Here is a 26756-nt window from a genome sequence, read left to right on the forward strand (position 1 = left end):
GGACTTTTTAAACAATGTATTATATAATAAGTATTGTAATAGTAATTAAGAGAAAAGAGGTTAATAAACATGAATATAGCGTTTTTTATAACACCAAAAAAACAAGTTGTATACGCAAAATTAACTTCTACTTTAAGACAGGCCTTTGAAAGAATGAAATATTATAAATGCCACGAACTTATAATTTTAAATGATAAAGGTGAATATGTTGGTTTTATTACCAAAGAAGATCTTGTTAAAAAGATAAAGAATTCGCCAAACCTTCACTTAAAAGATTTTAATAAGGTTGGCATTTTAGATATAATTAAACATGTAATAAATAATCCTATAAATATAAACTACAACGTTGAAGATATCTCCATACCAATGTGTAATACTAATTTCGTACCTGTTGCAGATGATAATAACAAATTTATAGGAATAGTTAAAAAAGATGATATTTTAAACTATTCAAAATCATATGCTGTTTAATTCATTTAAATATACAATAAATTCTTTGTGAATGCTGCACCTTTAATTGATAAATAAATTTTAGAATTCCTCAAAAATGAGTATCCTAAGTCTACCAGGATACTCATTTTGAATTATAAAGTAACTTATTTTTTTTTCATAGTTAAATCATCTAACGTTCCAATTTTATAGCCCTCTTTTTCCCAATGAGTTAAAAGTTCATCTAATACATCAGCATTGGTTTTTGAAACCGCATGTAAAAGAAGTACTGTTCCATTATGAGTTTTTTCTAATATCTTTTTCTTAGCTTCTGCTTTTCCCGGCTGATGATCAGGTTCCCAATCTCCATAAGCAAAGCTCCAAAATATAGTCTTATATCCTAACTTTTGAGTATAATATAGAGATAATTCACTATATTTGCCCATTGGAGGTCGAAAATATTTAGGCATCTCTTTCCCTGTAACTTTTTTATATTCCTCTTCGACACCATCCAGCTCACTCTTAAACTTTGCTTCATCATATATACTTGGCATAGATTTATGATGAACACTGTGATTACATACATAGTGCCCCTCTTTTTCCATTCTCTTTACTATCTCTGGACTTGAGGTTATATAAGGTTTAACTACAAAAAAAGCAGCCTTTGCCTTATGCTTCTTTAAAACATCTAAAATCTTTGGTGTATAGCCTCTCTCGTATCCTTCATCAAAGGTTAGATATATTACCTTCTTAGAAGAATCCCCAATGTAATAACAATTATATTTAGGAACATACTCAGAAGTTTCCTTTGGAGGTCCTTGTTCTGAAGCCTTTCCTTTATTCATATAATACCATTCATGTGGTTGAGTTTTAAATCCTCTATATTCTCTATTCAAAAATGTATTTTTTATTTTGTCTAAAAGCTTTTGTTCCTCTGCCCCATCAAATCTAGTGTTTTCTTGCATAACAGGTACATTAACAGCCGCAACTTTATTCGGTAATACTATAACGCTTACTAATATCACAACTAAAATTAAGATAAATCTTTTTTTCACCTGTAACACTTCCTTTTCATATTTATTATGTTCCCTTTTTTAAAATATATTTTAAGTAAAAAAAAACACTTTAGGGCTTTTTATCCTAAAGTGTTTTTTAAAATATTATTTAGATTTCTTTTTAGACTTTGCTACTTCTATATTTACTTTTCTTCCATTTAATTTCTTACCATCACAGGTTCTTATTATAACATCTCTTAGTCTCTCTGGAACATCAACAAATGTAAATTTATCAAGGATATCAATATCTCCTATCTCATTTCCTTCAACACCTGATGCATTATCTATAAACTCAAGAAGTTTTTTAACTGTTAGTTTATCTTTTCTTCCTGCACTAAAGAATAATCTAACACTTTCATCACTCTTAAGCTTATCGTCATCAGAATAATCAAAGCCCATTTCCTTATCAAAAATCATTTTTACTAAAGCTGCTGATACATCTACTAAATTAAATTCATCATCAAGCTTTTGTACAAATGGGATATACTTTTTAAAATCATCTTTTTCGATATTTTTTGTTATTTTATCTGTCAAAGTATTGTATTTAGTTTCAAAAATATCATCTATTGTAGGTATTTCTTTTCTTCTTATTTTGCTCTTTGTAAATTTTTCAATTTGTTTAATCATTACATACTCTCTTGGAGTTACTAATGAATAAGCTATACCTTCTGCATTTGCTCTTCCAGTTCTTCCTATTCTATGAACGTATGATTCCATATCTTGAGGTATATCATAGTTTATTACATGAGATACATTATGAACATCTATTCCTCTAGCTGCTACATCTGTCGCAACTAAAAAGTCAATATTATTTTCTTTAAACTTTTTAAGTGTATTTATTCTTTGATTTTGGCTCATATCTCCATGCATACCCTCAACATTGTATCCTCTAAATTGCATAGATTCAACTAGTTCATCTACACCTCTCTTAGTTCTACAGAATATAATGGTTGTTTCAGGTTCTTCTACATCTATTATCCTACATAGAGCTTCAAATTTATCTTTATTCTTTACTTCAAAATAAAATTGTTGTATTCTTTCTACTGTTAAAGAATTTTTTATTATCGCTATATGTTTAACTTCTTTTTTCATATAATTAGATGCTAACTTCTTTATAGGTGCTGGCATTGTAGCTGAGAAAAGCATTGTTTGCCTATCACCGCTTATATTCTTTATTATGCCTTCTATATCATCTATAAATCCCATATCAAGCATTTCGTCCGCTTCATCTAAAACCAAAAACTTAACTTTATCTAATTTTACTGTTTTTCTTTTTATATGATCCATTATTCTTCCAGGAGTTGCAACTATAACATCTACTCCTCTTTTAATGGCTCTCATTTGTCTTTCTATTGACTGTCCACCGTATATTGGTAGTACCCTTACTCTTGCATATTTAGACAATCTTGTTAATTCATCAGTTATTTGAATGGCAAGTTCTCTTGTAGGAGTTAATATAATTGCCTGTACGCCCTCTTTTTCATCAATGTCTTTTATTTTACTTATTATTGGTGCTCCGAATGCAACAGTCTTTCCCGTTCCTGTTTGAGCCTGACCTATCATATCATATCCATCTATAACAACTGGAATAGCTTCTGCTTGTATTTTCGATGGCTCCTCAAACCCCATGTCATCTATTGCTTTTAGAACACTACTGTTCAATTTTAAATCACTAAATTTTTTGTTTTCCATTAAATCTTTCCTTCCTGTACTTCATAACTTTCGCTCTAAAAAAAAGCTGTTGACGCATCAACAGCCACTAAAATCAAACTATAGTTTTAGTATTGCCCAAATTAAAAATTTTCATGCACCAGTAAAAAATATAAGTATTTTACCATAAACAATATTAACATACAGTAAAGCAATAAGCAACCTAAGTATACGTTTAAATGAAAATAAACCTATCAAGGTTTGGGCGAAGCCCATTATATTTATTATTAAACTCTTTGTTCTCCGTATTTTAAATAAGCTTCCTGTAGCCATGCTTACTCAAGACATGTTATAATCTATATAAAATAGCTAGCAGAATAAACTTCTCACTGAAATATCTGCTAAAACATCCTATATAATAAGAAAGGATTTCAATTATGAATTTAATAACTTTAGAAAATATATCAAAGAGTTATGGAGAAAAAACTCTTTTAAATAAAATTTCACTCAGCATAAGTGAAGGCGAAAAAATAGGTCTCATAGGTATCAATGGTACAGGTAAATCAACACTCCTCAAAATTTTATGTGGAATTCAGGAGTATGACAGTGGAAATATAATAACCTCAAATAGCTTGTCTATGAGTTATCTTTCTCAAAACGAAAACTTCTACGACAATGCCACAGTACTAGAACAAATTTTTCAAGGAAATTCTAAAGAAATGAATCTTCTTAGAGAATATGAGACTGCTCTTGAAAATTCCGCTATGCATCCTGATGACGAAAAAGTTCAAAAAACACTTCTTAATTTAACTGAGCAAATGGATGCACTAGATTTATGGAATATAGAGAGTAATGCTAAGACGATACTCACTAAATTAGGTATAAAAAATTTCAATGCTAAAATAAAAACCTTATCAGGTGGTCAAAAGAAACGTATTTGTCTTGCTCAAACTCTTATAACTCCTTCAAACCTTTTAGTTTTAGATGAGCCTACAAATCATCTAGATAATGAAACAATAGAATGGCTTGAACAGTACCTAACTTCAACAAAAAGTTCTGTATTTATGATAACTCATGATAGATACTTTCTTGACAGAATTTCAAATAAAATCTTTGAGCTGTATAACGGAAATCTTTATTCCTACGTTGGTAACTACAGCGTTTATCTTGAAAAAAAGCTAGAAAGAGAGCAACTTGAAATATCTTCAAAGCAAAAAAAGGATAATTTATTAAGAAGAGAGCTTGCTTGGATTAGGCGAGGTGCAAAAGCTAGATCAACAAAACAAAAAGCCAGAATTCAAAGATTTGATGAGTTAAATAGTCAAGATGACACTATAATTCAAGATAAAATTGAAATTTCAACTTCTGGTTCTAGATTAGGAAAAAAAGTAATTGAAATTAAAAATCTTAACAAATCCTTTAATGGCACCGAATTCATAAAAAATTTTAGTTTCATTTTCTCAAAAGGAGATAGAATTGGTATTGTAGGACATAATGGTATCGGGAAGTCTACCCTTTTAAACATTATATGCGGCAAAACATCACCTGATAGTGGAACAATTGATTTAGGTGCAACAGTTAAAATAGGTTATTTTTCTCAAGATTCTTCAAATATGAATGAAAATTTACGTGTTATTGACTATATAAAAGAAGGCGCTGAATTCATAAGAGATTCAAATAACGAGCTCATAAGCGCGTCAAAAATGCTTGAAAAATTTTTGTTTTCCTCAGAAATGCAGTGGACACCTATATTAAAGTTATCTGGAGGAGAAAGAAGAAGGTTATATCTTCTTAGAATTTTAATGGAAGCTCCAAATGTACTTATTTTAGATGAACCTACCAACGACTTAGATATACAAACACTAACTATACTAGAAGATTATCTCCAATATTTTGAAGGTACTATACTAACAGTATCACATGACAGATACTTCCTTGATAAGCTTGCGAACAAACTTTTAATATTTAAGGGAAACGGCGTTATTGATTATAATACTGGAAACTATTCTGACTACCTTGAGAAATCAAAATCTGAAGAAAAGTTAGAAATGGCTAATACACCTACTAAAAATAAAGTAAAATCAGAAAAACCCAAATCTACAAAGCTTAAGTTTTCTTTTAAAGAACAAATGGAATATGAAAAAATAGATTCCGTAATTGAAGCTGCTGAAAACGAATTAACTTCAATTGAAGCTAAAATTAATTCCGCTGGAAGCGATTATATGCTTCTAGAAGATCTTATGCCTCAAAAGAAAGAGCTAGAGGAAAAACTTCAAACTTTATATGATAGATGGGAATATTTAAATGAATTAGCTGAAAGGATTAAAAACAGCTAACAACTAAAAAGCTGAATTGATACGCATACCCTTAATCAATTCAGCTTTTTAGTATTTTAAAATGAATTCAATAGCCAAAATAAAAAATTTCATATATAAAATTCCTATTTTACCTCTATGTATTTTGGTTTATTTTTTCATAGTAATATTCAGCAATTTCTTTATAGGTTTCTAGAGCCTTGTAACCCATATCATTTAGTTTATATATTCCTCTACCAACCCTATCAAACCACCCATAATGATTGACATATAATATAGAAGATGTCTTTTTCTCATCTGTACCTAACTTTTTTAAAGAAGCTGGTGACATAGACCCAAACTCTTTAAGGCAGCACGCAATAAAAATAGCTTGCTCTCTATATGCCGTTATAAGCTTTTTATGTACGCTTCCGCCAACATTGAAATTTTTATGTCTATTTTTTATTTCATTTATTATTTTGTCCCTCTTTTTTTTGTTCATACTTACGATTTTCTTCCTATCAAAAGCTTCTGGCTCTATCGCTATTTCAAGAATTCCTTTATTGCCTACAAACGAAACCCATATTAAACCTAATTCAAGCCTTCTTATTAAATGATATATATCCCTTAAGCTAGAATTCATTTTCATCTTCTTAGGTTTCAGAACAGCAATATACACAAGATCTGCGGTCTTTTGCCTTTTTACAGCTTGCGAAAGTAACTTTACAGTTAAATTCTTTTTAAGTTCAATAACAATTAATATATCTTCCTTAATAGCAGTTACATCACAATCCTCAACTTCATTTCTAACCACATACCCATCGTTTGTAAAAAAATCTTCAATGGGTTTACTCATATCTGATTCTGTTCTATCTTTAGCAGCCATATTTTCCCCCTAAATTATCTTATAATATATAATAATACACGAGGTTTTAAAGTTAGTCTAATTATATAAATAAAAGGTACAAAAAAAGCTAATTTAACTTTTCTTGTACCTAACTTACTTAAAAATTAATCCTCTCTTAATATATTAACATCCTTACCTGCCATAACCTTATTCATATTTCTAACTGAACACATTTTACCACACATAGTGCAAGTATCAGGATCTTCAGGCGTAGACTCTTTTCTATATCTTATAGCCTTTTCAGGATCTATTGATAAATCAAACATAGCCTTCCAATCTAATTTTTGTCTAGCTTCTGCCATTTTATTATCCCAATCTCTAGCTCCCTTTACATTTTTAGCAATATCAGCAGCATGTGCAGCAATTTTTGACGCTACAATACCTTCCTTCATATCCTCAATATTAGGAAGCCTCAAATGTTCTGCTGGGGTTACATAGCACAAGAAATCTGCTCCACTAGCAGCAGCAACAGCTCCTCCTATAGCACTAGTTATATGGTCATATCCCGGTGCTATATCAGTAACAATAGGTCCTAACACATAAAATGGTGCTCCATGGCATAGCTTTTTTTCAATAATCATATTAGATTGTATTTCATTTAATGCCATATGTCCTGGACCTTCAACCATAACCTGCACATTTCTATCCCATGCTCTTTTTGTAAGTTCTCCTAATTTAATAAGTTCTGTTATTTGACTTGCATCTGTAGAATCATCTATACAGCCCGGTCTACATGCATCGCCAAGACTTATTGTTACATCATATTTTTCACATATATCAAGTATTTTATCATAGTATTCATAAAACGGATTCTCTTTATTATTTAACTCCATCCAAGCATATAAAAGAGAGCCTCCTCTTGAAACTATGTTCATAGCCCTTTTATTTCTTTTAAAAGTTTCAGCAGTTTCTCTATTTATTCCAGCGTGAATAGTCATAAAGTCAACGCCCTCTTTAGCTTGTTTTTCAACAACACCTATCATTTCTTCTGCTGTTATATCCTTTAATTCCTTATCATAAAATCCAATAGCATCATATATGGGCACAGTTCCAATCATAGCTTTTGACATATTAATTAATTTTTTTCTAAATTCCTCCGTCTTACCAAAAGAACTTAAATCCATAATTGCTTCTGCTTTCATAGCTATTGCTATTTCAACTTTTTTCATCTCCATATCTACATTTTGACAATCCTTAGATATACCTAAATTTACATTTATTTTTGTCTTAAGTCCTTGTCCAACACCTTCTGCACTTAATGACTTATGGTTTTTATTAGCTGGTATTACTATCTTACCTTCTGCCATTAGCATTTTTAATTCACTGATTTCCATTTGTTCTTTTTCTGCAACAACCTCCATTTCCTTAGTTGTCACATTTTTTTTCGCTGCATCCATTTGCGTTGTGTAATCCATAATATACTCTCCTTTAATTTTATATTAGGATTCAGTTGCATCATAAAAATAAAAAAAGCTCGCCAAAAGGGCAAGCTTACTAAACTTCTATAATATACAATGCACTGCTTCCCTACGGTAGTATTAACTACATCAAGTTCAAAGGGTTGGATTTCTCCTCTCAGCCTAAAGTCTTTTATTAGTTAAATATTTTTAATGATATCAACTATAAAAGCCTTAAAAGGCACCCCTAGCTAAAATATATTTAATTTTCCTTAATTATATCACTTTACACTCCTATGCATCAAGTACTTATTTATCACTCATTAAAATATGAATAACAAAAGAAATTATTAAGAAATTTTAAAGTGATTTTTAATGTTTATGGTATATAATAGAATTTGTATGGAAATAAATGATTAACAGTTGTATTTAATTATGCAATATTTCTATAAACCAATTAACTATTCAAAGGAGACTTATTTATGCATACAATCAACATGTTATCTTCAGCAGAAAAAGTTAAAGGTCAAGGTGTTATGTCAGCCTATCTTGAACAGGTTAATTTAGTTAAAACCGAACTTAATTCAAGTTTCCGAACTTATATAAATAAATTTAAGTTTTGCGATATAACCCACTATCACACTATAGACTTCAAATTTTTTCTTAGTATACCGCTTTTCAAACTTAAAGGTACTACAGTAGCATACGTTCACTTTGTACCTGAAACCATTGAAAATAGTCTTAAGCTTCCCTTTATAATCAAGAAAATTTTTTATAAATACATAATTTGGTTTTACAAAAGTGTTGATTATTTGGTAGTTGTAAACCCATATTTTATAGATGTCTTATCAAATTACGGTATAGATAAATCAAGGGTTACTTATATACCAAACTTCGTATCAGAAGATAATTTTTATAAATACGATGAAGAAAAAAGAGTCACCTTAAAAAAATCTTTTGGCGTTGAAACAAGTAAATTTATAGTTTTAGGTGTTGGCCAGGTACAAACTAGAAAAGGAGTTTTAGATTTTATAGAAACCGCAAAAAAGCTTCCTGATATTCAATTCATATGGGCAGGTGGTTTTTCCTTTGGTAGTATAACTGAAGGTTATGAAGAATTAAAAAAGATAGTAAAAAATCCTCCTGCTAATGTGAAATTTTTAGGAATTATAGATAGAGACAAAATGAATTCTCTTTATAATATTGCAGATTTAATGTTTTTACCTTCTTATAATGAATTATTTCCAATGTCAATATTAGAAGCACTTTCATTAAAATTACCAGTTCTTTTACGCGATATAGACATATATAACGCTATATTATTCGATTACTATTTAAAAGGAAATAGTGTCAATGATTTTGCTAATATAATAAGAAATCTTAAAAATGATAATACTATCTATAATAAGTGGTCTGAAAACTCAGCGCGCTGTCACAATTTTTATTCTAAAGAACATGTTTTAAAACAATGGGAATCATTTTACTATAAGATATCCTATAAAAAAATAAAATCCAGGAGTAATAATATTAATGGGAAACAAAATATTTAATTTAATCGTAGTAGTATTATGCGCTTGCATATTTTTATCTTTCTTTCTATTTAACAAAAATTCAGCATCCTTAGTTTCAATTATATCAAGCTTAAATATTTATTGGATAATCATAGCTTTGTTTTTTATGGTTATATTTTGGATACTTGAATCTATAATACTTCATATTATAACTATAATAATTCATAAATCTAAACACCTATTTACTAAATCCATAAAGTTCGCTATGATAGGTCAATTTTGGGGATCAATTACTCCTTTTGCATCTGGTAGTCAACCAGCTCAATTCTATGCTATGACAGAATACGGAATTCCTGGAGCTAGTGCAAGCTCAATACTAATGATAAAATTTATAGTTCACCAAACGGTATTCACAATATATTCTATACTGGTTGTACTATTTAAATTTAATTATTTTAAGAACAATATAAAATATTTCACATACTTTTGGGTTGCAGGTTTTACCTTTAATACTTTAATTATTGTAGTTGCATGCTCTTTCTTAATAAACCACAAGTTAACTGAAAAATTGCTTTATGTTATAACACACTTTTTAGGCAAAATTAGAATTCTAAAGAATCCAGAAAAAAGATTTGAAAAAATAAAAGCTGGCTTGGTTAATTTTCATAAAAATTCATCGATAATATGGAATAACAAAATAGTGTGTTTTAATGCTTGTATTTTAACCTTTATTCAATGGACAATATATTACTCAATTCCCTATTGTGTCTATAGAAGCTTTGGGTTCAGTTCAGCAAGTATTTTCACTATGATATCAGCTCAAGTTTTTTTAACAATAATTATGTCTTGTATACCTCTTCCTGGTGGTGAAGGTGGTGCTGAAGGAGGCTTTTTCTTAATATTTGGTTTATTTTTTCCTAGAAAAATTATTCTATCAGCCATACTAATTTGGAGAATACTTTCTTATTATTCTTGTATTCTTTCCGGGAGTTTGTTTTCAATGATATCCTCTAAAAAACCAATAAAAAAATAAAATACACTATTTATCTACAAAAAATATTCAAAGATTTAACAAAATACTATTCTAATATATATATATTATGAGTTATAATGTTTAAGGAAGAAGGTGAGTAACTGGTTAATCTACAATTATAATTTTTAACTCTGCAACTATGCACCTTGTAATTATTTTGTATGAATTAAAACAACTGTAAACTAATATATTAATATGTAGTTTTTATTAATGGTAATTATAATATTTTAGAGGGTGAATTTCTTGAATAATGAAAAACAAAAAAAGAGAAGAAAACTTTTGATTATGAGGTCTATAATAGTATTCTCAATTGTAATAATATGCTGGACATCTTTTTTTATCTTTGGGACATACTATCGTAAAAAAAACGTAGCAACGGCCCATACAGCTCATAAAAAGAGTATGCTGGCGAAATCAAAAAATCACGATAAGAAAAAAGACAAGCAAGCAAAACAAACTTCAACAATAGTACCAGGAGATTTTCAACCATGGCTAATTAAGAGAACAGACAATAAAAAAGTAGCCTACTTAACTTTTGACGACGGACCATCAAACAATACAAAAAAGATATTGAGTATATTAGATGCAAATCAAATTAAAGCTACATTTTTTCTAATTGGTCAAAATGCAGAAAGATATCCTGATTTGGTTAAAGATGAGGCTAATGATGGACATTCTATAGGTAATCATACATATTCTCATATGATATCTTATAGAGAGACTCCACAACAGTTTTTAGATGATATTAATCATTGCGATTCTGTCCTAAAATCAATTTTAGGTGATAGATATACGCCTAAATTAATTAGATTTCCTGGAGGTTCTTTTGGAAATAGGCTAAAACCTTTTAAAGATGCAGTAACCTCTGCCGGCTTTAGATTTGTAGATTGGAATGATATGAATGGTGATGCGGAACACCCTTATGTCTCAACTCAACAATTAATACAAAATATTAAGAGATACACTGGAAATCAACAAACGGTAGTAATTCTAATGCATGATGCTCCTGCAAAAACGACTACTGTTGAAGCATTGCCAACTATAATTGATTATTTGAAAAGCCTAGGCTATTCATTCGATAAAATAACATAAATTATTCATACACCATAAGTGTATGAATAATTTACTTTCTATACTACTTCAAGCTTATTTAAATTTTATCATACGGTGATAAAATATATATAATAAAAAGATAAAATATTTATAAAGTTTATCCGTATTATATTTTTTTTTCTACTTATACTATATATAGAATTTCAAGTCAAATAATGAAAGGAAGTATATTATTATGAGTGTTAAAAATGCAATGACAGCCGACTTTTTACGTTCAGCCTACGGTGGAGAGAGTATGGCACATATGAGGTACTTAATTTGGGGAGAAGAAGCTGAAAATTCTAATTATCCAAACATAGGTAGATTATTTAAGGCAATTGCCTACTCAGAACATATTCATGCAAAAAACCATTTTAATGTTTTAAAGGAAGACTTATATGATTCCTCTGTAGTTGCTGGTGCTGTATTCGGAAGTACAAATTTAATAGATAATCTTCAAGGTGCAATAAATGGAGAATTACATGAAATAAAACAAATGTATCCTGTATATTTAGAAACTGCTAGATATCAAGAAGAAAAAGAAGCTGAAAGAACCTTTCACTATGCTTTAGAAGCTGAAAAAATTCATGCAAAACTATTTCAAGATGCTCAAGATTCTGCTAAAGAGAATAAAGATATTAATATAGGAAAAGTTTATATTTGTCCTGTTTGTGGTTTTACAACTCTTGATGAGAATATAGAACAATGTCCTATTTGCGGCGTTAAAAAGGATAAATTTCAAGCTTTCTAGGGGGTACACTTTCTCCTTACCTAAAAAGGGTGTTGCAGTACTATTACAACACCCTTTAGTATATTCTCACTAAATTTTAAAATTTCTAAAAAAATCCATAACACTATTTGAATCAACTGGCTTGCTAAAAATAAATCCTTGTATTTTACTACAATTCATACTGTTCAAACACTTAAGTTGTTCTCTATACTCTACACCCTCTGCTATTATATCAATATCCAAATCTCTTGCAAGATTGATTATGTTCCTTGTAACAATAAGATTGCGGTTAGAACTATAAAGCTTATCAACAAAAGATTTATCAAGCTTTATGCCATCTAAAGGTATATTATATAAATAATTTAGTGATGAGTACATAGTCCCAAAGTCATCAATGTATATTCTTATACCTAACTCTCTTAATTGATTTAAGACACAAAGAACCTTTTCACTTAAGGCTGTTCTTTCAATTATTTCAAATATAATATTTCTAGAATTCACACCTTCATTTTCTACGGTTTCTTTAACAAAACTTACAAAAGACTCTTCACAAAGCTGACTTTCTGCTATATTAATAGACATACTCAACTTTTCATATCCCATATCATTAAATCTTCTAAGTTCCGCCAAAGCTTCTTTTATAACAAACTTTCCAATTGAATTTATCATGCCATTTCTTTCAACCATAGCTATAAAATAATTAGGCCCTAATATTCCCTTTTGTGGATGACGCCATCTTAAAAGAGCTTCTAAGCCATAAATATCCTTATTATTAGTATCTACCTGAGGCTGATAATATAGTTCAAACTCTTTATTTTGCAAAGCATGACTTATATCATGAAGTATTCTCTCATCTTTAAATAACTTTTCACAAGATTTATAGTCAAAAACTTCATAGCAACTTTTTTCAGAATTCTTAGCAATACTTAAAGCAACTTCTGCACAGCTTAAAACACTCTCTACATTATCGCCATTATATGGATATAATGAAACACCCATATTTATATCAACCCTAAAACTTGTATGATATTTAATTGCATATGAATGAAAAAACTCAACTATACTTTGTGCCATAATCTTGAATTCTCTTCTTTCCTTAAAAGGAAATAGAACAACAAATTTGTCTCCCCTTATCCTTGTTGCTTGACAACTATCTTCCAAGTTATTTTTTAAATTAATAGAAATCTCCCTTAGTAACCTATCTCCATTTTCATATCCATATTTGTAATTATAAACTCTAAACTTAGATATATCTATGAGATACAGTGCGAATTTATTGTCACTAAGTAGTAATTTATCTTTTTTACATTTTTCAGTAAAATTTATTATATCCCTCCACATAAAATCACTGCTTTCATACCCTTTATTATTATGTAGGAAAACCAAGAAAAATCTTAAGTTATGCACATTTCATAAAGCTAACTTTCAAAACATAATGCTATGTACTTCACTTAATATTTTCACTAATTTTCCTATGTTTAGCATAAATTTAAAATTTAAATATTACATTTTATTTACTAATTATATCATAGTATAACTTAAACCACAAATATTAATATATGTTTTTTATTTACATTATAATCCTTATTAAAATATGCCAAATTCGATATAATTATTTATATTAATACCTATTTTTCTTTCTGTGGATGGTTTTATCAAATTGTTTTTTTGATATTCCTTATTTTCTTTTAGTATAATAAGAATTTATTCTAATATAGTCTTCTGTAAAATCTGATCCCCAAACAGTTGCAGCAAAATCACCTACATTTAAATTAGCCTGTATTTTACATTCATTATTATCCCTAAGATATCTTTCGATACAATCAAAGTTTTCTTCATATATTTTTCCCTTATCATATATAACATTAGAATTGAAGGCTATTTCTATTTTCAAAGGATCTACATCATCCTCAAATGATTTTCCTATGGCCATAGCTATCCTTCCCCAATTTGGATCAGAGCCATAAATCGCAATTTTAACAAGCGGTGAGTTTATAATTGATTTAGCTATTACTTTAGCACTCTCAAAGCTACTACAGCCCATTACTGTAGCTTCTATAAGCTTAGAAACTCCCTCCCCATCTCTAACTATATCTTTAGCCATATCAATGCACATATCTGTAAAAGTTTTCTCAAAAACCTCCAAATTAACATTTCCAACATATCCATTTGCAAGGATTGCCGCTGTGTCACTTGTACTTGTATCATGGTCTATACTTATCATATTAAAAGATTTGTCCACTGCTCTTTTTAAAATCCCTTTAAGTTCTACAGCTTTAATAGAAGCATCCGTAAAAAAATATGCAAGCATAGTAGCCATATTAGGTTCAATCATCCCAGATCCCTTTGCAATTCCTAATACAGTTGCGTCTCCAATCTTACAACTTTTTATTTTAAGTTCTTTATCAGTTGTCATAATTGCCCTATTAAATTCTTCCCAATTATATTTACTTAAAGAAGACTTTATTCCATTTATCCCAGTAATAATACAATCTATAGGCAGTTGTTTACCTATTATTCCTGTAGATGAAGGAAGTATATTTTCACTTTTTATATTTAGTTCACAAGACAGCTTATTTAATATTCTATAGGTATTTTTAAGCCCTTCTTCTCCTGTTGCTACATTTGCAACACCACTGGTAACAACAATAGACTGAAGCTTATTATCCTTAATATTTTCTTTGCCAACAATAATTGGAATCCCACAGAACTTATTTTTTGTAAAAACTGCAGCTGCACTGCACAATTTTTCTGAATATACAACACCTAAATCTAATTTTCTTTTTTTTATTCCAACATGCTTACCGCAGCATAAAAACCCTTTTGGAATCATATAATTAATCATATATACTACATCTCCTTAAACACTATGTGCATGTAATATATTATATAGCCGTTTTTATAATTATTCAATATAATTTATATTTATGCATTTATAATAAAAAACAAAGCTCTTCCTACATAACACATATTTTAATAAAAACTATGTATTTACATAAGAAAAGCTTATACTATACTATTTCTTTCTTATCATGCATCGGGTCCTTTTCTGCATATTCTTCCGGAAGATGGCTGACATCATTAATTGTTACTATTTTAGGTATATTATTTTCATTAAATTCTATTTTGCATATAGATGTATTGCCTAATAAAATTCTATGATACATTGCCATATTCCAGTTAAAAAGAGCTATAAGCGCTGCTTTTATTATCCCTCCATGAGCAACTACTACAATGTTTTTACCTTTATTGTCATTTACAATTTTTAATACAGCATGTTCAACTCTTATTGAAGCTCTTTTTATACTTAAATCTCCTCCACACAAAGGTCCATCCTCAGTATCATTTCTCCAAATGTCAAATTCCTTCGGAAACTTACTTTTCATTTCCTTAATGGTTAAACCTTCCCAAAGTCCAAAATTTATTTCTCTTAAGTCGTCTTCTATTATTGGACTAATCCCTTTAGTCGAAGCAATTAATTTAGCAGTATTAAAGGCTCTCTTCAATGGACTTGCATAAACACAATCAAAACTTCCTTCTAATCGCTTTGCAACTCTCTTAGCTTGTTCAATTCCGTTATCTGTAAGGTTTATATCATGGCATCCCTGAAACCTTCCCTGAACATTCCATTCAGTCTCTCCATGTCTAACCAGCAAAACCGTTGTTTTCATAATCACCACATCCTTTTATGTGGCTATTATACAACCCCTTAAAGAAGCTGTCAAACCTAGAATTTCTTAAAAGAACTTTCACCGAAGCAAGTACAAAATATAACAGGTTTTAGGTTTATATTGTACTTGCTTCGGTGATTTAGTTCTTTTTAGAAATTCTATCTCTCTTCATCCTTCATGCACTCTTTTAACTACAAAATATAATTTCGCTCTCTTTCTATATAAATCAAGGATAGTCAGATACACTTCTTAAACCACTCTATAACTGCCTCTGCCTGCTCCTTTGTATGAAAATCATGTTCACTATCAACTGACACAGTTAGATCACTCTTGAATCTTTTTGCAAAAGTATCTATAACATAAGAGCTTTGCAAATTATCTTTTGTTCCATAAATAATTGCAGTTGGTACACACCATTTATCAATTGGGTGATCTTTCACATAACAGTAGTAATCCCATGAAAGAATTTCTACTGGCGTACTTATTTCCTTTTTTTCTCTAAGTAATTCTTCTGTTACATTGAACCATTTGAACATCTTTCCTATAAGATGTTCCATATCAACAATTGGTGACTGAAATAAGCATTTATTTATGGAAAAGTTTTTATATGCAAGCAAACTAAAATATGCACCGAGACTGCATCCAAATAAACTTATGCTTTTCCAGTTTCTTTTGGCATAGTCTCCAATCACTTTAAGGTCATGTACACCATTCCAAACATTGCATTTATAATCTTCATTTTTTCTCTCGCCATGTTCTGGAAGATCAAAACTAAGAACTTGATATCCTCTTTCTACTGCTATTGTCGCAAATTCATGTGCACTTTCCTTACTTGACATTTTTCCATGAACAAATATGTATACTTTATCCGAAGTTTCTCCCCACAAAATAGCCGGAATATTTTTTATTTTTATTTTATTCATAATAACCCTCTTACATAAAAAGTTTATATTGCCTTTTACTGTATAAGGCAGTATATTATATTATAATATCACTTTGGAGGGAAGATGTTAATAATGGGATTTTTAAAGAATAAGAAAGTTGTTATATCTTTAATTATTATTATATGTTTGCTATTTTTATCAATTATAAGCTATTTGAGCTTTAAATATGTAAAAGCAGCGAATAATAATCATACTAATTTAACTAATATAAAAAATATATCACAAGATATTGAAGGTATAATGTACACTGACAATACTTCTGGTAACACCTACAATGTAAAGTTTTATTATTTGGATGGCAGGGACATTAGAAATATAAAACCAAAATCATCAAAGTGTAGTATAAGAATTTTATCTAAAGTTAAAACAGGAGATTTAAACTTAAAATTGAAGAAAAATAATAATATTATTATTTTTGATAAGACTATTTCTAACAAAAGCGTAAATTCAAACATAACCTTAAATGTAACTGGAGTTGATAGTAATGGATTTAATATTGAAGTTACAGCTAAAAAAGCTCATAACGGCATTGTGTATATAGAATTTAACTAATATAAAAAATAGTGCTGCAAATAGTTCTTTATAAGACTTGCCTACAGCACTATTTTTATTTATGATTTTTTAAAACTTCTTCTATTCTTTGAGCTATTGCCTTATAGCCAGAGCTATTTGGATGGAAATTATCTATAGTAAGATACTTCTCTGTATCATATTCAAATAAATCATAGGTAGGAATAAAGACAGCATTTGAATCAACCGAAATTATATTTTGTGTTTGATAATTCCAGGAGTTAAGCAACTCTATTTTATCGGTCCCTATAGAACTTCCAAATGGATTATATAGACCTATAAATACAATGGTACACTTAGAATTATTATCTCTTATCAGCCTAAATATATCTCTAACATTATTCAAATATTTATTCTCTGTGTCTTTTAAATCAGCTGCCGAAACATTCCCTTCAAATTTAAATTTACTTACCTCATTACCTCCAATAGATATGAATATCATATTGGATTTTTTTATCAAATTTTCAGTATCTTTATTCTTAACTATTTGAAGAAGTCCGTTTGATACATCACCATTAACAGCTATATTATCCAACCTAACATTTCTATTATTTTTCACCCTAAAATAATCTGCAAAATATCCACTAAAGCCTTTACCTTTCTCATCACCTGTACCCTTTGCCAGTGAATCTCCCATTACAAGTATATTGTACGAATTGGAGACAGTATCATAATTATTCTTTTTACTAACTACCGTCTCTTTACTACTCTTACTTATATACTTGTCCACAGGAGATGATGTTAAACTTGCCGCTTCTTTAATTCCAAAAATAGATAATAGCAAAACTATACCTGCCGCAATAACAACAAACCCTATAGTCAATTTTTTTAGCATTTCTTCACCCCTCTAAACAAGTACATCCTTTTTATTAAATACATAAAAACTTATTACAATGGAAGCCATACTCCAAATTAATAAAACCATTATAGAAAAATCAAAATTCATTCCTGACACTATCCTCATTTTACCCGTAAGATACTGTGGTAAATTTAGATTCACTACAAAAAAGTACTTTGCAGCTTCTATATCATCTAAAAATACGCTTAAAATGTTTCCTCCTATTAATGCTGACATCATTATTCCTATTGATGCTCCAATACTTTTTACGAAAATGGATATCATAAAAGATATTGAACCCACAACTATTGATATAAAGAAACTTAAAGCAGACATAATTAATATATAATACCACTGGTATATCCCAACCACATTAGAAGCATCAACCTTTCCCGCTATTACCTTATATCCTGTTATAACTGGTTCTCCAAAGCCAGTACGCTTAAAAACAACTAAAGAAACTATTAGCGGTATTATTGTTGTCAAAAATACTACAAAGGCTGACATTATAATGAGAGCTATATATTTACTCAAGAGTATTTTCCACCTTGGAACGGCTCTTGTCAATAGAACTTTTATTGTTCTACTAGAAAATTCTGACGAAACAATATCTGAAGCTAATATTATTACGAGAAGTGGTAATAACAAAGTAACTGACTGCGCCATTATATTTGAGGTAAAATTTCCTGCTGTGGGTGTTATTGGGTTTATGTTATTTTTAAGATAATACCTGTACTGTTCCATTTGAATATTTATACTTTTTTCTTCTGATTTTTTTACAGTTCTATATTTTAACTTACTCTGTAGGTCTTGAATTTGCTGATTTATAAGAGGTCTCCAATTATAACTTGAACTATTGCTGTTAACATAGCTTCTCACTGTTCTTTGATACTTATTATTTTGTCCGTATGCAAAAGCACAGGCTTCTATTAAAATAATCGCCATAATCAAAATTACTTTCTTTTTAAACAGCATTTTTATTATTTCATTTTTAATTAACTTTATCACCTTTCCACCACCCTTCATTTATCTTCAGTAATATTTAAAAATAAATCCTCAAGATTTCTCTGCTTACTGCTGGCAAATTTTATTTTTATTCCATTACTTAAAAAAGAATCATTTATACTTATAAGCTTTTCTTCATCCACCGAAGCCTCAAGCTTACTGCCATTAATCCTACTATCAATCCTCCAACTATTTTTTAATACTTCTCTACCCTTCTCATTATCATTAAGCTCCCAAAACACTTCCTTAGTTTTTAAAAGTTCTGCAACTGAAGCATTTTTAAGAATTTCTCCATCCTTAATTATAGATACCTTATCGCATATAAGTTCAATTTCAGCAATTAAATGACTTGAAATAAGAACAGATATCTTTTCCTCCTTAGATAACCTTTGTATCAAATTTCTAAGATCATTTATACCTGCAGGATCAAGTCCATTTGTTGGCTCATCTAGAATAAGAAGTTTTGGTCTTTTCATAAGGGCCTGTGCAATGCCCATTCTTTGCTTCATCCCAAGAGAATATGTTGAAATCTTATCTTTAATACTCTTCTCCATATTAACTAAATTAACTGCATATTCTATATCTTCATTAGTAACATTTTTGTCCATAGCTGCAAGCATTTCTAGATTGTCTTCTCCACTCATATACTCGTATAAGTCTGGTCCTTCTACTATACAACCTACACTTTCCATAGCCTTCACATAATTATGTAAAATGGAATAACCACAAATCTCAATTTTACCCGAACTTGGTTTTGAAAGTCCAACAATCATTCTAAGTGTTGTGGATTTTCCTGATCCATTGGGTCCTAAAAACCCTAAAACCTCACCTTCATCTATAGAAAAATTTATACCCTTTATAATTTCCCTACCTCGTATTACTTTATGCACATCTTCAACAAGTAAAATTCTTTTATTCATAAAACACCTTCTCCCGTTTAATTCATAAAGTCAATTTTTATATTAACTATTTCTCCTTTTGTTCCAATTCTTATAGGCGGACCCCACGTACCATATCCTGATGTTACAATCAAATTAAAATCCTTCTTCTTTAAATATCCGTAATCATCTTCAAATACTAATTTTGTGGTGAAATTAAACGGAAAAATTTGTCCTTCATGAGTGTGTCCTGAAAGCTGTAAATCCACGCCGTTTTTTTCAGCCTCTTCTAATGCAACTGGCCTATGATTCAATGCTATAATAGGCAACCTTTTATCCGCATTTTTCATAATTTCATTTAAAGGTTTTACCTTTCCACCAGCTGCATCATTTCTTCCAATCACATAAAAACTATTATCAACCTTAACTGCCTTATCTTCTAAAACCTTAATGTCCGCCTTTTTCATATAGTTCATTGCCACTTCAGAATTTTGGGTTGCATACTCATGGTTTCCAGTAATAGCATACACTCCATACTTTGATATTATTTCCTTAAAAGCGCTGCTGTAATACTTTTCAAGAGAGGTTGGAGTACTTTCATCTACCATATCTCCACAGAAAAAAACCACATCAGGCTTAAGCTTATTGATTGAAGTAACAAGTTTGTCAATTCCACGTTCTCTAATCATTATACCCATATGTACATCAGAAACCATAACAACATTTAACTGCTTAAGTTTTCCCGCTTTCTTATTTATACTTATATTATAATTTGTTGTTGTTTGATGAATTGCATGCCAAAATCCGAATAAAATTATAATTATAACTGCAATAAAAATTGAAATTCCTCTACCATAAATTATACTCATATATTCTCTTAAAGAACCACTAAATCCAAGTTTATTTAAAATAAATCTTATTAAATCTGTTATGGGAAAGATAATTATTAGATAGCAAAATAAAGCTAATGAGATAGCCCCTAAATAGGTTAAAATTCCTGTAATTTTATTATTTATTGATATAGTACTCCTTGACGCAACACTTAGTATGAAAGAAAATGCTAAAAACCAAAATATCCCCCAATAAGCTACCGCTTTCAACCCTTCTTTTTTGCGAAGATTAACACCAAAAATTATTCCCTTTCCTTTTGCTCCTATATAATACCAAAGCATTGTATATATAAATAAAATTAATATAACCAATATGATATTTCCAATTACTATTAATGTTGATTTCACTTCCTATCATTCTCCTTCTCACCAAAGTAAAGCATAGCTAATTTATTACTAAATAGCCTAACATTAATTTTTTGAATTTTACCTTTTAACTATACATCTATATATCTTTCTTTCCAAACAATTTTTTTTAATGGTTTTCTAAACATATCAATCACTATAATAATTACAATCAAAACACTTGATATAAGTCTACCTTATGAATTTGTTTACCAGAAAAGCCAAGTATTAATGGGTAAGTGTTATCAAATCCATGAACTAAAATTGCTATTAATAAACTTCCTCCTGTTTTGTTATATAACCATGTCATTTCCAAGGATAAAATTACAGTTACTAAAATATATTCAACAATTGAGTTATATCCTGTATTCGGTAAAAAAAACATAGGTAAATGCCACAATGACCATATTACTCCTATTACTACTGCTGAAAAAACCGGGTGAAACCTACTTTGAAGCCTAGGAAGTAAAAAACCTCTCCAACCAAGTTTTTCTTCTAAAGGTCCCCAAAATAAAACTATTGCCAAGAATAAAGTCATAATACCTAAAATACTACTAGTTTTAAATCCACTAGCCTGCATATTCATTGCTACTTCAACTTTCATTCCTAATAATTTACAAGCAAACTCTACAATACGTATTTGTGCATTTAAAGAAAATACTGCCGCTATATAAAACAATATATTAACCTTCCATTTAGTTAAGCTTTGCAATAATTTCTTTATCTCCTTCTTTCCATAAAAGTATGCTGTAAGAAATATTCCTATAATACTCGGCATTGCAGCTCCTAATATCCTTAAAAATGTATAATATGTATTATTTAAATATATATATTTATTCAAAATACCTTTAGATGATGATAATAAAATTCCCCACAATATATACGTACCTAAGAAGGTCATAATTAAAAACAATTTTACTTGATGTGTTTTTAATTTGTTTTTTAATCTATACATTAATATCACTTCTCTCCAACTGAAATGTCTATTTCTTTAAATACAATTATACCAAAACATATATAATAAAAAAGTTATCTCTGCCATATTTAGACTGAGACAACTTTTTTTAATTTTACCTTTATTAAATTCTTACAGCATCCAAATGAAGTTCTAAAGCCTTTTTGATTCCTAACTTTTCAATAATACTAATTATATTTTCAGCAACAGCCTCTGTTAATCCTTCAACCTTATTTAAATCCATTTTCCATATAGCCTTGTACGCTAAAACTGACTCAAACAAATTCCTTATGCCTTCCCTACTACAATCACAGTTATCCCATGATTTTTTATAAAACTCTAAAACATGTTCATCCTCTGATAATTTTATTTCTTCACTGCCTCTTTTTCCTTTATAGAAATACATTAAAGCCGCCAATGAAAAAACTAGTCTATGAGGAAACTCCCCTTTAATTTTTATGTACTCTAACAATGAAGGTAAATTTCTAGTCTCAAACTTTGACATAGAATTTAAAGCTATACTAATTAAGTAATGATGTATAAAAGGATTTCTAAATCTCTCAACAATAGAATCTGCATAAAGTACTAATTCCTCTTCTGGAATATCATCATTGACTAAAGTAGGAATTATTTCTTCATATATTACTTCCTTTATAAAGGTTCCAACAACTTCATGATCAATAGCTTCTCTAACAGTTTCTAATCCATAAAGATAAGCTACTGGAACAAGTGCTGTATGTGCTCCATTTAGTATTCTTACTTTTCTTGTTCTGTACGGTGCAACATCATTAACCAACTTTACATTTAATTGAGCTTCTTCTACTGGAAGTTCATCCTGAAGAAAGCTCGGGCCCTCTAATTACCCATAAATAATATTGTTCGCTTACGACCACCATTTTGTCATCATAACCTATTTCTAGACTGTCTAAAACAAAAGTTATCGAGGATAAACATTATAACTCGATAACTTTATATAAATTTAAATTATATTTTCTCATGGAGTAATTTAAAGTAATCTAGGCTCCATTAATTTTTTTTGATATAAAATCCTTTAATGAATAGAATTTTTTCAAAGCCTTCCATCCACGTGATCTATAAATCTTCTTCAGCTCTTTTTTATAATACATATGCTTACTTTCTTCATCCTTAAGTCTAAAATTTATTCCCTTAATCTCTTTCTTGTAAGCTTCTAATTCATAGGTTAATTTACTTAAATTTATTTGTAGAATTCCATTTTGAAGATTTAACTGCGTTATTTCATCACTCTCGGTACACTCTTTACTCAGTATGTATGTACTATTGTTAGGCACAATTTGTTTTATATTTTCTACATGTTCTTCTAATATTTTTTTATCTTTAACAATCAAATTAGAGTAGTCCAAAGGATTATTTATTACTTTTTCTGTTAAACCTATTATTTCTTTTAAATTGCTAAACAAATATCCCTGAAGTCCTCTATCTTCTAGAAAAAATCTAGATTTTTCTTGTTCCATCAATATAAACGGTACATTATGTATGTATGAAAATATAGAACCGTGCAGCGAACAAGTTATAAGATAATCTAATTTCCCTATAAAAGTGAATATTTCAAGAGGTTTCATTATAGGAAGTACTCTAGAATTAGAAATTCTTTGACTCAATTTACTCATATAGATATAGTCGTAATTATAGTGCGTTATAGGAATAAAATATATTGTATATGGAAGCTTAGATGCCCACTTTACAAATAAGCCTTCTTCTTCCTTGGAAAAAATATTAGGAATAAGATGTACCCCTATAGCTGGTCTTTTTATATGAATAGGGAAATCTTGTAAATCATCTAAAAGCATTGTGGTACACGGAACTACACTACTTTTTTTATTAAGGTAGCCAGCTTTTTTTCTATCTCCTTCACTTCTAAAAGTTACATATTTGTATTCCTCAAGGTATTGAAGATCATTAGGATTTCCAACTACACCAACAGAATTCAATATATTGGGTCCTCTCAATTTAAACTTATCGTAAAAAAAGTCACTATTCTCTCTTAATAAATGTCCTCCTCCTATAATCACAGTATTGTACTTTAATACATCAATATTATTGAGAAGAATTTCATCAAAATCAACTTTTAGTTCCTTCATTATTTTTCTAAGACTTATACCAATTGCTACATCACCAGTATTCCCGCTTATGTTATCGTACATTATACCAACTTTATTCTTCAAAAAGTACACCCCTTAAAATACGCATAAAATATGTTTACACTGCTAATTTTATTTGTTAAATTCCAGTATACTCCTCAATAATTAATACGCTATAAACTAATTATAAATTTTCTATAAGTTTTAGTTATTAATAATTATACCTACTTTAAATAAAAAAATACACTTACCCTTTAGGTACAGTGTATTTTTTATTACTTTACGCAATGCACTCTTTAATTTTATCCATAAATTCGCTCATTTCCTTATCAGTTCCTATACTAACTCTTAAGAAATTATCAATCCTTGCAGTTTTAAAGTATCTTACTAATATGCCTCTTTTTCTAAGTTCGTTAAATATACTTTCAGCAGAAATTGTTGTATGGCTTATAAAAATAAAATTAGCCTTTGACTCTATAACCTTAAAACCAATCTGCTTTAATTCAGTTGACACTCTTTCCCTTGTTGCTATAATTTTTCGTCTCGCATCCTCAAAGTATTCTTTATCTTTAAAAGCAGCTTCTGCTCCAACAATAGCTAGCCTATCTAATGTATATGAATTTATAGAATTTTTTACTCTGGATAAGCCCTCTATAAGCTCAGGACTCCCCATAGCAAATCCAATTCTAAGTCCTGCAAGCGATCTTGACTTTGATAGAGTTTGAACAATTAAAAGATTTTTATAATCCTTTATAAACTTAACTGCTGATTCTCCACCAAAATCAATATAAGCCTCATCTATAATAACTACAGAATCTTTGTTCCAATCCAATATCTTTTTTATATCACTAAGTCCAATATACTTTGCTGTAGGTGCATTAGGATTAGGAATAATTACACCTCCATTACACCTACAAAAATTATCTAAATCTAAAGAAAAATCCTCTTTTAAAGGAATAAGCTCACAATTTAAATTAAGTAAATTGGCATATACCTTATAAAAACTATATGTTATATCTGCAAAAAATACAGTTTTCCTTGGACTAAAAAATGTCATAAAGGAAAACGCTAAAACCTCATCAGAACCATTACCAACAAATACCTCTTTATCTGATATACCATAGTATTCAGCAATAGTTCTTTTAAGTGAATCACAATTAGGATCCGGATAAAGTTTAAGCTTATAATCAGCCTCTTTTTTTATTGCTTCTATAACCATAGGTGACGGAGGATATGGATTTTCATTTGTATTTAATTTTATATATTTTTGATCCTTTGGCTGTTCTCCTGGAACATATGGCTCTAGTTTCTTTACACGTTCATTCCAAAACTTACTCATTTTTTCACCTCTACCCACTAAAATTTCATTAAAATAAAACTACATAAATTTTCAAATTATACATGCATCCTAACTTAACCTTCATTCTGATACATGTATAATTTGAACTTTGTTATATAAATATACTATATCACAAAACTTTAGCGTATTAAAGTGTTAAATTGTAAGTTTTCTATTCTCCAATAGTTATGGAGTATGTACATTCAAACTCTTTTCCTACCTCAAGTTTCAATCCATCCTCTTTTTCTCTAAAATCTCCATTGAAATCTTCATAATCTGCATGACCAAACCATGGTTCTATACAAACAAAAGGTGCTCCTTCTGGCTTAGACCATAATCCAACATAAGGAAAGCCCTCAAAGGATACAGTTACACTAGTGGTATTTTTATCATTTTTTAGAGATATGCTAGTAGAATCTAAATCCTTTAATATTAACGCTCCTTGTTTAAACAATTTTTCACTTAAATTCAAAATATTAGATGCATATAAAAACGGTGAGGTATTCCTGGATAGTAAGTTGCTGCTGTTTAGTTTAACTACTCCTGTAGTCTCTCTTTTCTCAAATTCAATATAATAGTCTTCAAATTGTAATTCGTCATTCTCCGATTGTTTCCCTATAACAGGACAATTAAAGCCTGGATGTGCCCCTATTGAAAAGAATATATCCTTGTCATCTACATTTTTAACATTGTATGTTACATCAACAGTACTATCTTTTAACACGTATATAACTCTTAGTTCAAATTTGTAAGGATACTTCTCCAAGGTTTCATCATTCCATACAAGTTTGAATACTGCTCTATCACTAGCATTGTCTTCCACTTCAAATTCCATATCTCTAGCAAAACCGTGCTGAGAAAGATTGTATACTTTATCTGCTATCCTATACTTATTATCCTTAACCTTTCCAACTATAGGAAATAGAATAGGAGCGTGCCTTCCCCAGTAACTTGAATTAGCAGTCCAAATATATTCATTATCAGTGTTTTTACTCTTTAAGCTTGTAAGTTCTGCCCCACTTTCTGATAACTCTGCCTTAAAATTTTCATTTTCTAACCTTACACACATTATTACCACTCCTTAATTATTATCATCTTAAGCA

Annotated in this window: 23 protein-coding genes, 1 pseudogene and 1 riboswitch; of the genes and pseudogenes, 7 read left to right on the forward strand and 17 right to left on the reverse strand. The window is 29.5% G+C overall.

The features are described 5' to 3' along the window. Window positions 1-69: 69 nt before the first annotated feature. Entirely contained in the window at window positions 70-471 is a 402-nt protein-coding gene (locus tag CA_RS15465; protein WP_010966290.1) for a CBS domain-containing protein, read from the forward strand. 125 nt (window positions 472-596) lie between these two features. Here the strand turns inward: CA_RS15465 and pdaA are convergent, their stop codons facing one another. Both pdaA and CA_RS15475 read right to left on the reverse strand, forming a co-directional pair. After that, window positions 597-1484, reverse strand: a complete 888-nt coding sequence (gene pdaA / locus CA_RS15470) for a delta-lactam-biosynthetic de-N-acetylase (RefSeq protein ID WP_010966291.1) — start codon at window positions 1482-1484, stop codon at window positions 597-599. A 105-nt stretch (window positions 1485-1589) separates the two neighbouring features. Beyond that, window positions 1590-3176, reverse strand: a complete 1587-nt coding sequence (locus CA_RS15475; protein ID WP_010966292.1) for a DEAD/DEAH box helicase — start codon at window positions 3174-3176, stop codon at window positions 1590-1592. Window positions 3177-3571: 395 nt separating this feature from the next. Here CA_RS15475 and CA_RS15485 point away from each other — a divergent pair, with 395 nt between their 5' ends. Beyond that, a complete protein-coding gene (locus CA_RS15485) occupies window positions 3572-5470 on the forward strand; it encodes an ABC-F family ATP-binding cassette domain-containing protein (RefSeq protein WP_010966294.1) in 1899 nt (632 codons plus the stop codon). Between the two features lie 115 nt (window positions 5471-5585). Here the strand turns inward: CA_RS15485 and CA_RS15490 are convergent, their stop codons facing one another. Together CA_RS15490 and thiC are read right to left on the reverse strand one after the other, a co-directional pair. Then, a complete protein-coding gene (locus CA_RS15490; protein WP_010966295.1) occupies window positions 5586-6314 on the reverse strand; it encodes a DUF2161 domain-containing phosphodiesterase in 729 nt (242 codons plus the stop codon). A 125-nt stretch (window positions 6315-6439) separates the two neighbouring features. Beyond that, window positions 6440-7750, reverse strand: a complete 1311-nt coding sequence (gene thiC / locus CA_RS15495) for a phosphomethylpyrimidine synthase ThiC (protein ID WP_010966296.1) — start codon at window positions 7748-7750, stop codon at window positions 6440-6442. A 92-nt stretch (window positions 7751-7842) separates the two neighbouring features. Next, a riboswitch (TPP riboswitch) is annotated at window positions 7843-7991 on the reverse strand. A gap of 223 nt (window positions 7992-8214) precedes the next feature. Here thiC and CA_RS15500 point away from each other — a divergent pair. The 4 genes from CA_RS15500 (at window position 8215) to rbr2 (ending at window position 12119) form a co-directional block, all read left to right on the forward strand. Next, the gene (locus CA_RS15500) at window positions 8215-9282 is read left to right on the forward strand and encodes a glycosyltransferase family 4 protein (RefSeq protein ID WP_010966297.1); all 1068 of its coding nucleotides are present in this window, start codon (window positions 8215-8217) and stop codon (window positions 9280-9282) included. Then, window positions 9263-10276: a lysylphosphatidylglycerol synthase transmembrane domain-containing protein gene (locus tag CA_RS15505; protein ID WP_010966298.1), complete on the forward strand. Its 1014-nt coding sequence runs from the start codon at window positions 9263-9265 to the stop codon at window positions 10274-10276. Before CA_RS15500 ends, CA_RS15505 begins: the two co-directional genes overlap by 20 nt. Before the next feature lie 243 nt (window positions 10277-10519). Next, entirely contained in the window at window positions 10520-11368 is an 849-nt protein-coding gene (locus tag CA_RS15510) for a polysaccharide deacetylase family protein (RefSeq protein WP_010966299.1), read from the forward strand. Between the two features lie 196 nt (window positions 11369-11564). Further along, window positions 11565-12119 carry a rubrerythrin-2 gene (gene rbr2, locus CA_RS15515; RefSeq protein WP_010966300.1) on the forward strand — a complete coding sequence of 185 codons (555 nt, stop codon included), beginning with the start codon at window positions 11565-11567 and terminating at the stop codon, window positions 12117-12119. Between the two features lie 69 nt (window positions 12120-12188). Here rbr2 and CA_RS15520 read toward each other — a convergent pair whose 3' ends face one another. The 4 genes from CA_RS15520 to CA_RS15535 form a co-directional block, all read right to left on the reverse strand. Further along, window positions 12189-13439, reverse strand: coding sequence for a putative bifunctional diguanylate cyclase/phosphodiesterase (locus tag CA_RS15520; RefSeq protein WP_010966301.1), 1251 nt, complete (start codon window positions 13437-13439; stop codon window positions 12189-12191). A 337-nt stretch (window positions 13440-13776) separates the two neighbouring features. Further along, complete coding sequence (gene argJ, locus CA_RS15525) at window positions 13777-14943, reverse strand: bifunctional glutamate N-acetyltransferase/amino-acid acetyltransferase ArgJ (RefSeq protein WP_010966302.1); 1167 nt, start codon at window positions 14941-14943, stop codon at window positions 13777-13779. A gap of 166 nt (window positions 14944-15109) precedes the next feature. Then, the gene (locus CA_RS15530; protein ID WP_010966303.1) at window positions 15110-15769 is read right to left on the reverse strand and encodes a histidine phosphatase family protein; all 660 of its coding nucleotides are present in this window, start codon (window positions 15767-15769) and stop codon (window positions 15110-15112) included. 236 nt (window positions 15770-16005) lie between these two features. Beyond that, window positions 16006-16692: an alpha/beta hydrolase gene (locus CA_RS15535; protein ID WP_010966304.1), complete on the reverse strand. Its 687-nt coding sequence runs from the start codon at window positions 16690-16692 to the stop codon at window positions 16006-16008. 84 nt (window positions 16693-16776) lie between these two features. Here CA_RS15535 and CA_RS15540 point away from each other — a divergent pair, with 84 nt between their 5' ends. Beyond that, on the forward strand, window positions 16777-17265 hold the full coding sequence (locus CA_RS15540) for a hypothetical protein (RefSeq protein ID WP_010966305.1): 489 nt from the start codon (window positions 16777-16779) through the stop codon (window positions 17263-17265). 55 nt (window positions 17266-17320) lie between these two features. Here the strand turns inward: CA_RS15540 and CA_RS15545 are convergent, their stop codons facing one another. From CA_RS15545 to CA_RS15585, 9 genes and pseudogenes are all read right to left on the reverse strand, one after another. Next, window positions 17321-18118: an SGNH/GDSL hydrolase family protein gene (locus tag CA_RS15545; protein ID WP_010966306.1), complete on the reverse strand. Its 798-nt coding sequence runs from the start codon at window positions 18116-18118 to the stop codon at window positions 17321-17323. A 12-nt stretch (window positions 18119-18130) separates the two neighbouring features. Beyond that, window positions 18131-19129: an ABC transporter permease gene (locus tag CA_RS15550; RefSeq protein WP_010966307.1), complete on the reverse strand. Its 999-nt coding sequence runs from the start codon at window positions 19127-19129 to the stop codon at window positions 18131-18133. 14 nt (window positions 19130-19143) lie between these two features. Beyond that, entirely contained in the window at window positions 19144-20046 is a 903-nt protein-coding gene (locus tag CA_RS15555; protein WP_010966308.1) for an ABC transporter ATP-binding protein, read from the reverse strand. A gap of 17 nt (window positions 20047-20063) precedes the next feature. Beyond that, the gene (locus CA_RS15560; RefSeq protein WP_010966309.1) at window positions 20064-21242 is read right to left on the reverse strand and encodes a metallophosphoesterase; all 1179 of its coding nucleotides are present in this window, start codon (window positions 21240-21242) and stop codon (window positions 20064-20066) included. Window positions 21243-21411: 169 nt separating this feature from the next. Further along, window positions 21412-22194, reverse strand: a complete 783-nt coding sequence (locus CA_RS15565) for a type II CAAX endopeptidase family protein (RefSeq protein ID WP_010966310.1) — start codon at window positions 22192-22194, stop codon at window positions 21412-21414. A 124-nt stretch (window positions 22195-22318) separates the two neighbouring features. Beyond that, a pseudogene (locus CA_RS15570) lies at window positions 22319-23111 on the reverse strand (tagaturonate reductase); the annotation flags it as partial. Window positions 23112-23210: 99 nt separating this feature from the next. After that, window positions 23211-24398 (reverse strand): polysaccharide pyruvyl transferase family protein, encoded by a 1188-nt coding sequence (locus CA_RS15575; protein ID WP_010966311.1) that lies wholly within the window; start codon window positions 24396-24398, stop codon window positions 23211-23213. A 196-nt stretch (window positions 24399-24594) separates the two neighbouring features. Further along, window positions 24595-25653 carry a histidinol-phosphate transaminase gene (gene hisC / locus CA_RS15580; RefSeq protein WP_010966312.1) on the reverse strand — a complete coding sequence of 353 codons (1059 nt, stop codon included), beginning with the start codon at window positions 25651-25653 and terminating at the stop codon, window positions 24595-24597. 172 nt (window positions 25654-25825) lie between these two features. Beyond that, the gene (locus tag CA_RS15585; RefSeq protein WP_010966313.1) at window positions 25826-26722 is read right to left on the reverse strand and encodes an aldose 1-epimerase family protein; all 897 of its coding nucleotides are present in this window, start codon (window positions 26720-26722) and stop codon (window positions 25826-25828) included. Window positions 26723-26756: the final 34 nt, after the last annotated feature.

This window comes from Clostridium acetobutylicum ATCC 824 (assembly GCF_000008765.1).
GTDB classification, from domain to species: Bacteria; Bacillota; Clostridia; order Clostridiales; family Clostridiaceae; genus Clostridium_S; species Clostridium_S acetobutylicum.

Excerpts from the sequence above, each read along its gene's own strand:
- CA_RS15465 (WP_010966290.1), top strand. The coding sequence starts at position 70 with ATGAATATAGCGTTTTTTATAACACCAAAAAAACAAGTTGTATACGCA.
- CA_RS15475 (WP_010966292.1), bottom strand. The coding sequence starts at position 3,176 with ATGGAAAACAAAAAATTTAGTGATTTAAAATTGAACAGTAGTGTTCTA.
- CA_RS15485 (WP_010966294.1), top strand. The coding sequence starts at position 3,572 with ATGAATTTAATAACTTTAGAAAATATATCAAAGAGTTATGGAGAAAAA.
- CA_RS15490 (WP_010966295.1), bottom strand. The coding sequence starts at position 6,314 with ATGGCTGCTAAAGATAGAACAGAATCAGATATGAGTAAACCCATTGAA.
- thiC (WP_010966296.1), bottom strand. The coding sequence starts at position 7,750 with ATGGATTACACAACGCAAATGGATGCAGCGAAAAAAAATGTGACAACT.
- CA_RS15500 (WP_010966297.1), top strand. The coding sequence starts at position 8,215 with ATGCATACAATCAACATGTTATCTTCAGCAGAAAAAGTTAAAGGTCAA.
- CA_RS15505 (WP_010966298.1), top strand. The coding sequence starts at position 9,263 with ATGGGAAACAAAATATTTAATTTAATCGTAGTAGTATTATGCGCTTGC.
- rbr2 (WP_010966300.1), top strand. The coding sequence starts at position 11,565 with ATGAGTGTTAAAAATGCAATGACAGCCGACTTTTTACGTTCAGCCTAC.
- CA_RS15520 (WP_010966301.1), bottom strand. The coding sequence starts at position 13,439 with ATGTGGAGGGATATAATAAATTTTACTGAAAAATGTAAAAAAGATAAA.
- argJ (WP_010966302.1), bottom strand. The coding sequence starts at position 14,943 with ATGATTAATTATATGATTCCAAAAGGGTTTTTATGCTGCGGTAAGCAT.
- CA_RS15530 (WP_010966303.1), bottom strand. The coding sequence starts at position 15,769 with ATGAAAACAACGGTTTTGCTGGTTAGACATGGAGAGACTGAATGGAAT.
- CA_RS15535 (WP_010966304.1), bottom strand. The coding sequence starts at position 16,692 with ATGAATAAAATAAAAATAAAAAATATTCCGGCTATTTTGTGGGGAGAA.
- CA_RS15540 (WP_010966305.1), top strand. The coding sequence starts at position 16,777 with ATGTTAATAATGGGATTTTTAAAGAATAAGAAAGTTGTTATATCTTTA.
- CA_RS15545 (WP_010966306.1), bottom strand. The coding sequence starts at position 18,118 with ATGCTAAAAAAATTGACTATAGGGTTTGTTGTTATTGCGGCAGGTATA.
- CA_RS15555 (WP_010966308.1), bottom strand. The coding sequence starts at position 20,046 with ATGAATAAAAGAATTTTACTTGTTGAAGATGTGCATAAAGTAATACGA.
- CA_RS15565 (WP_010966310.1), bottom strand. The coding sequence starts at position 22,194 with ATGTATAGATTAAAAAACAAATTAAAAACACATCAAGTAAAATTGTTT.
- hisC (WP_010966312.1), bottom strand. The coding sequence starts at position 25,653 with ATGAGTAAGTTTTGGAATGAACGTGTAAAGAAACTAGAGCCATATGTT.
- CA_RS15585 (WP_010966313.1), bottom strand. The coding sequence starts at position 26,722 with ATGTGTGTAAGGTTAGAAAATGAAAATTTTAAGGCAGAGTTATCAGAA.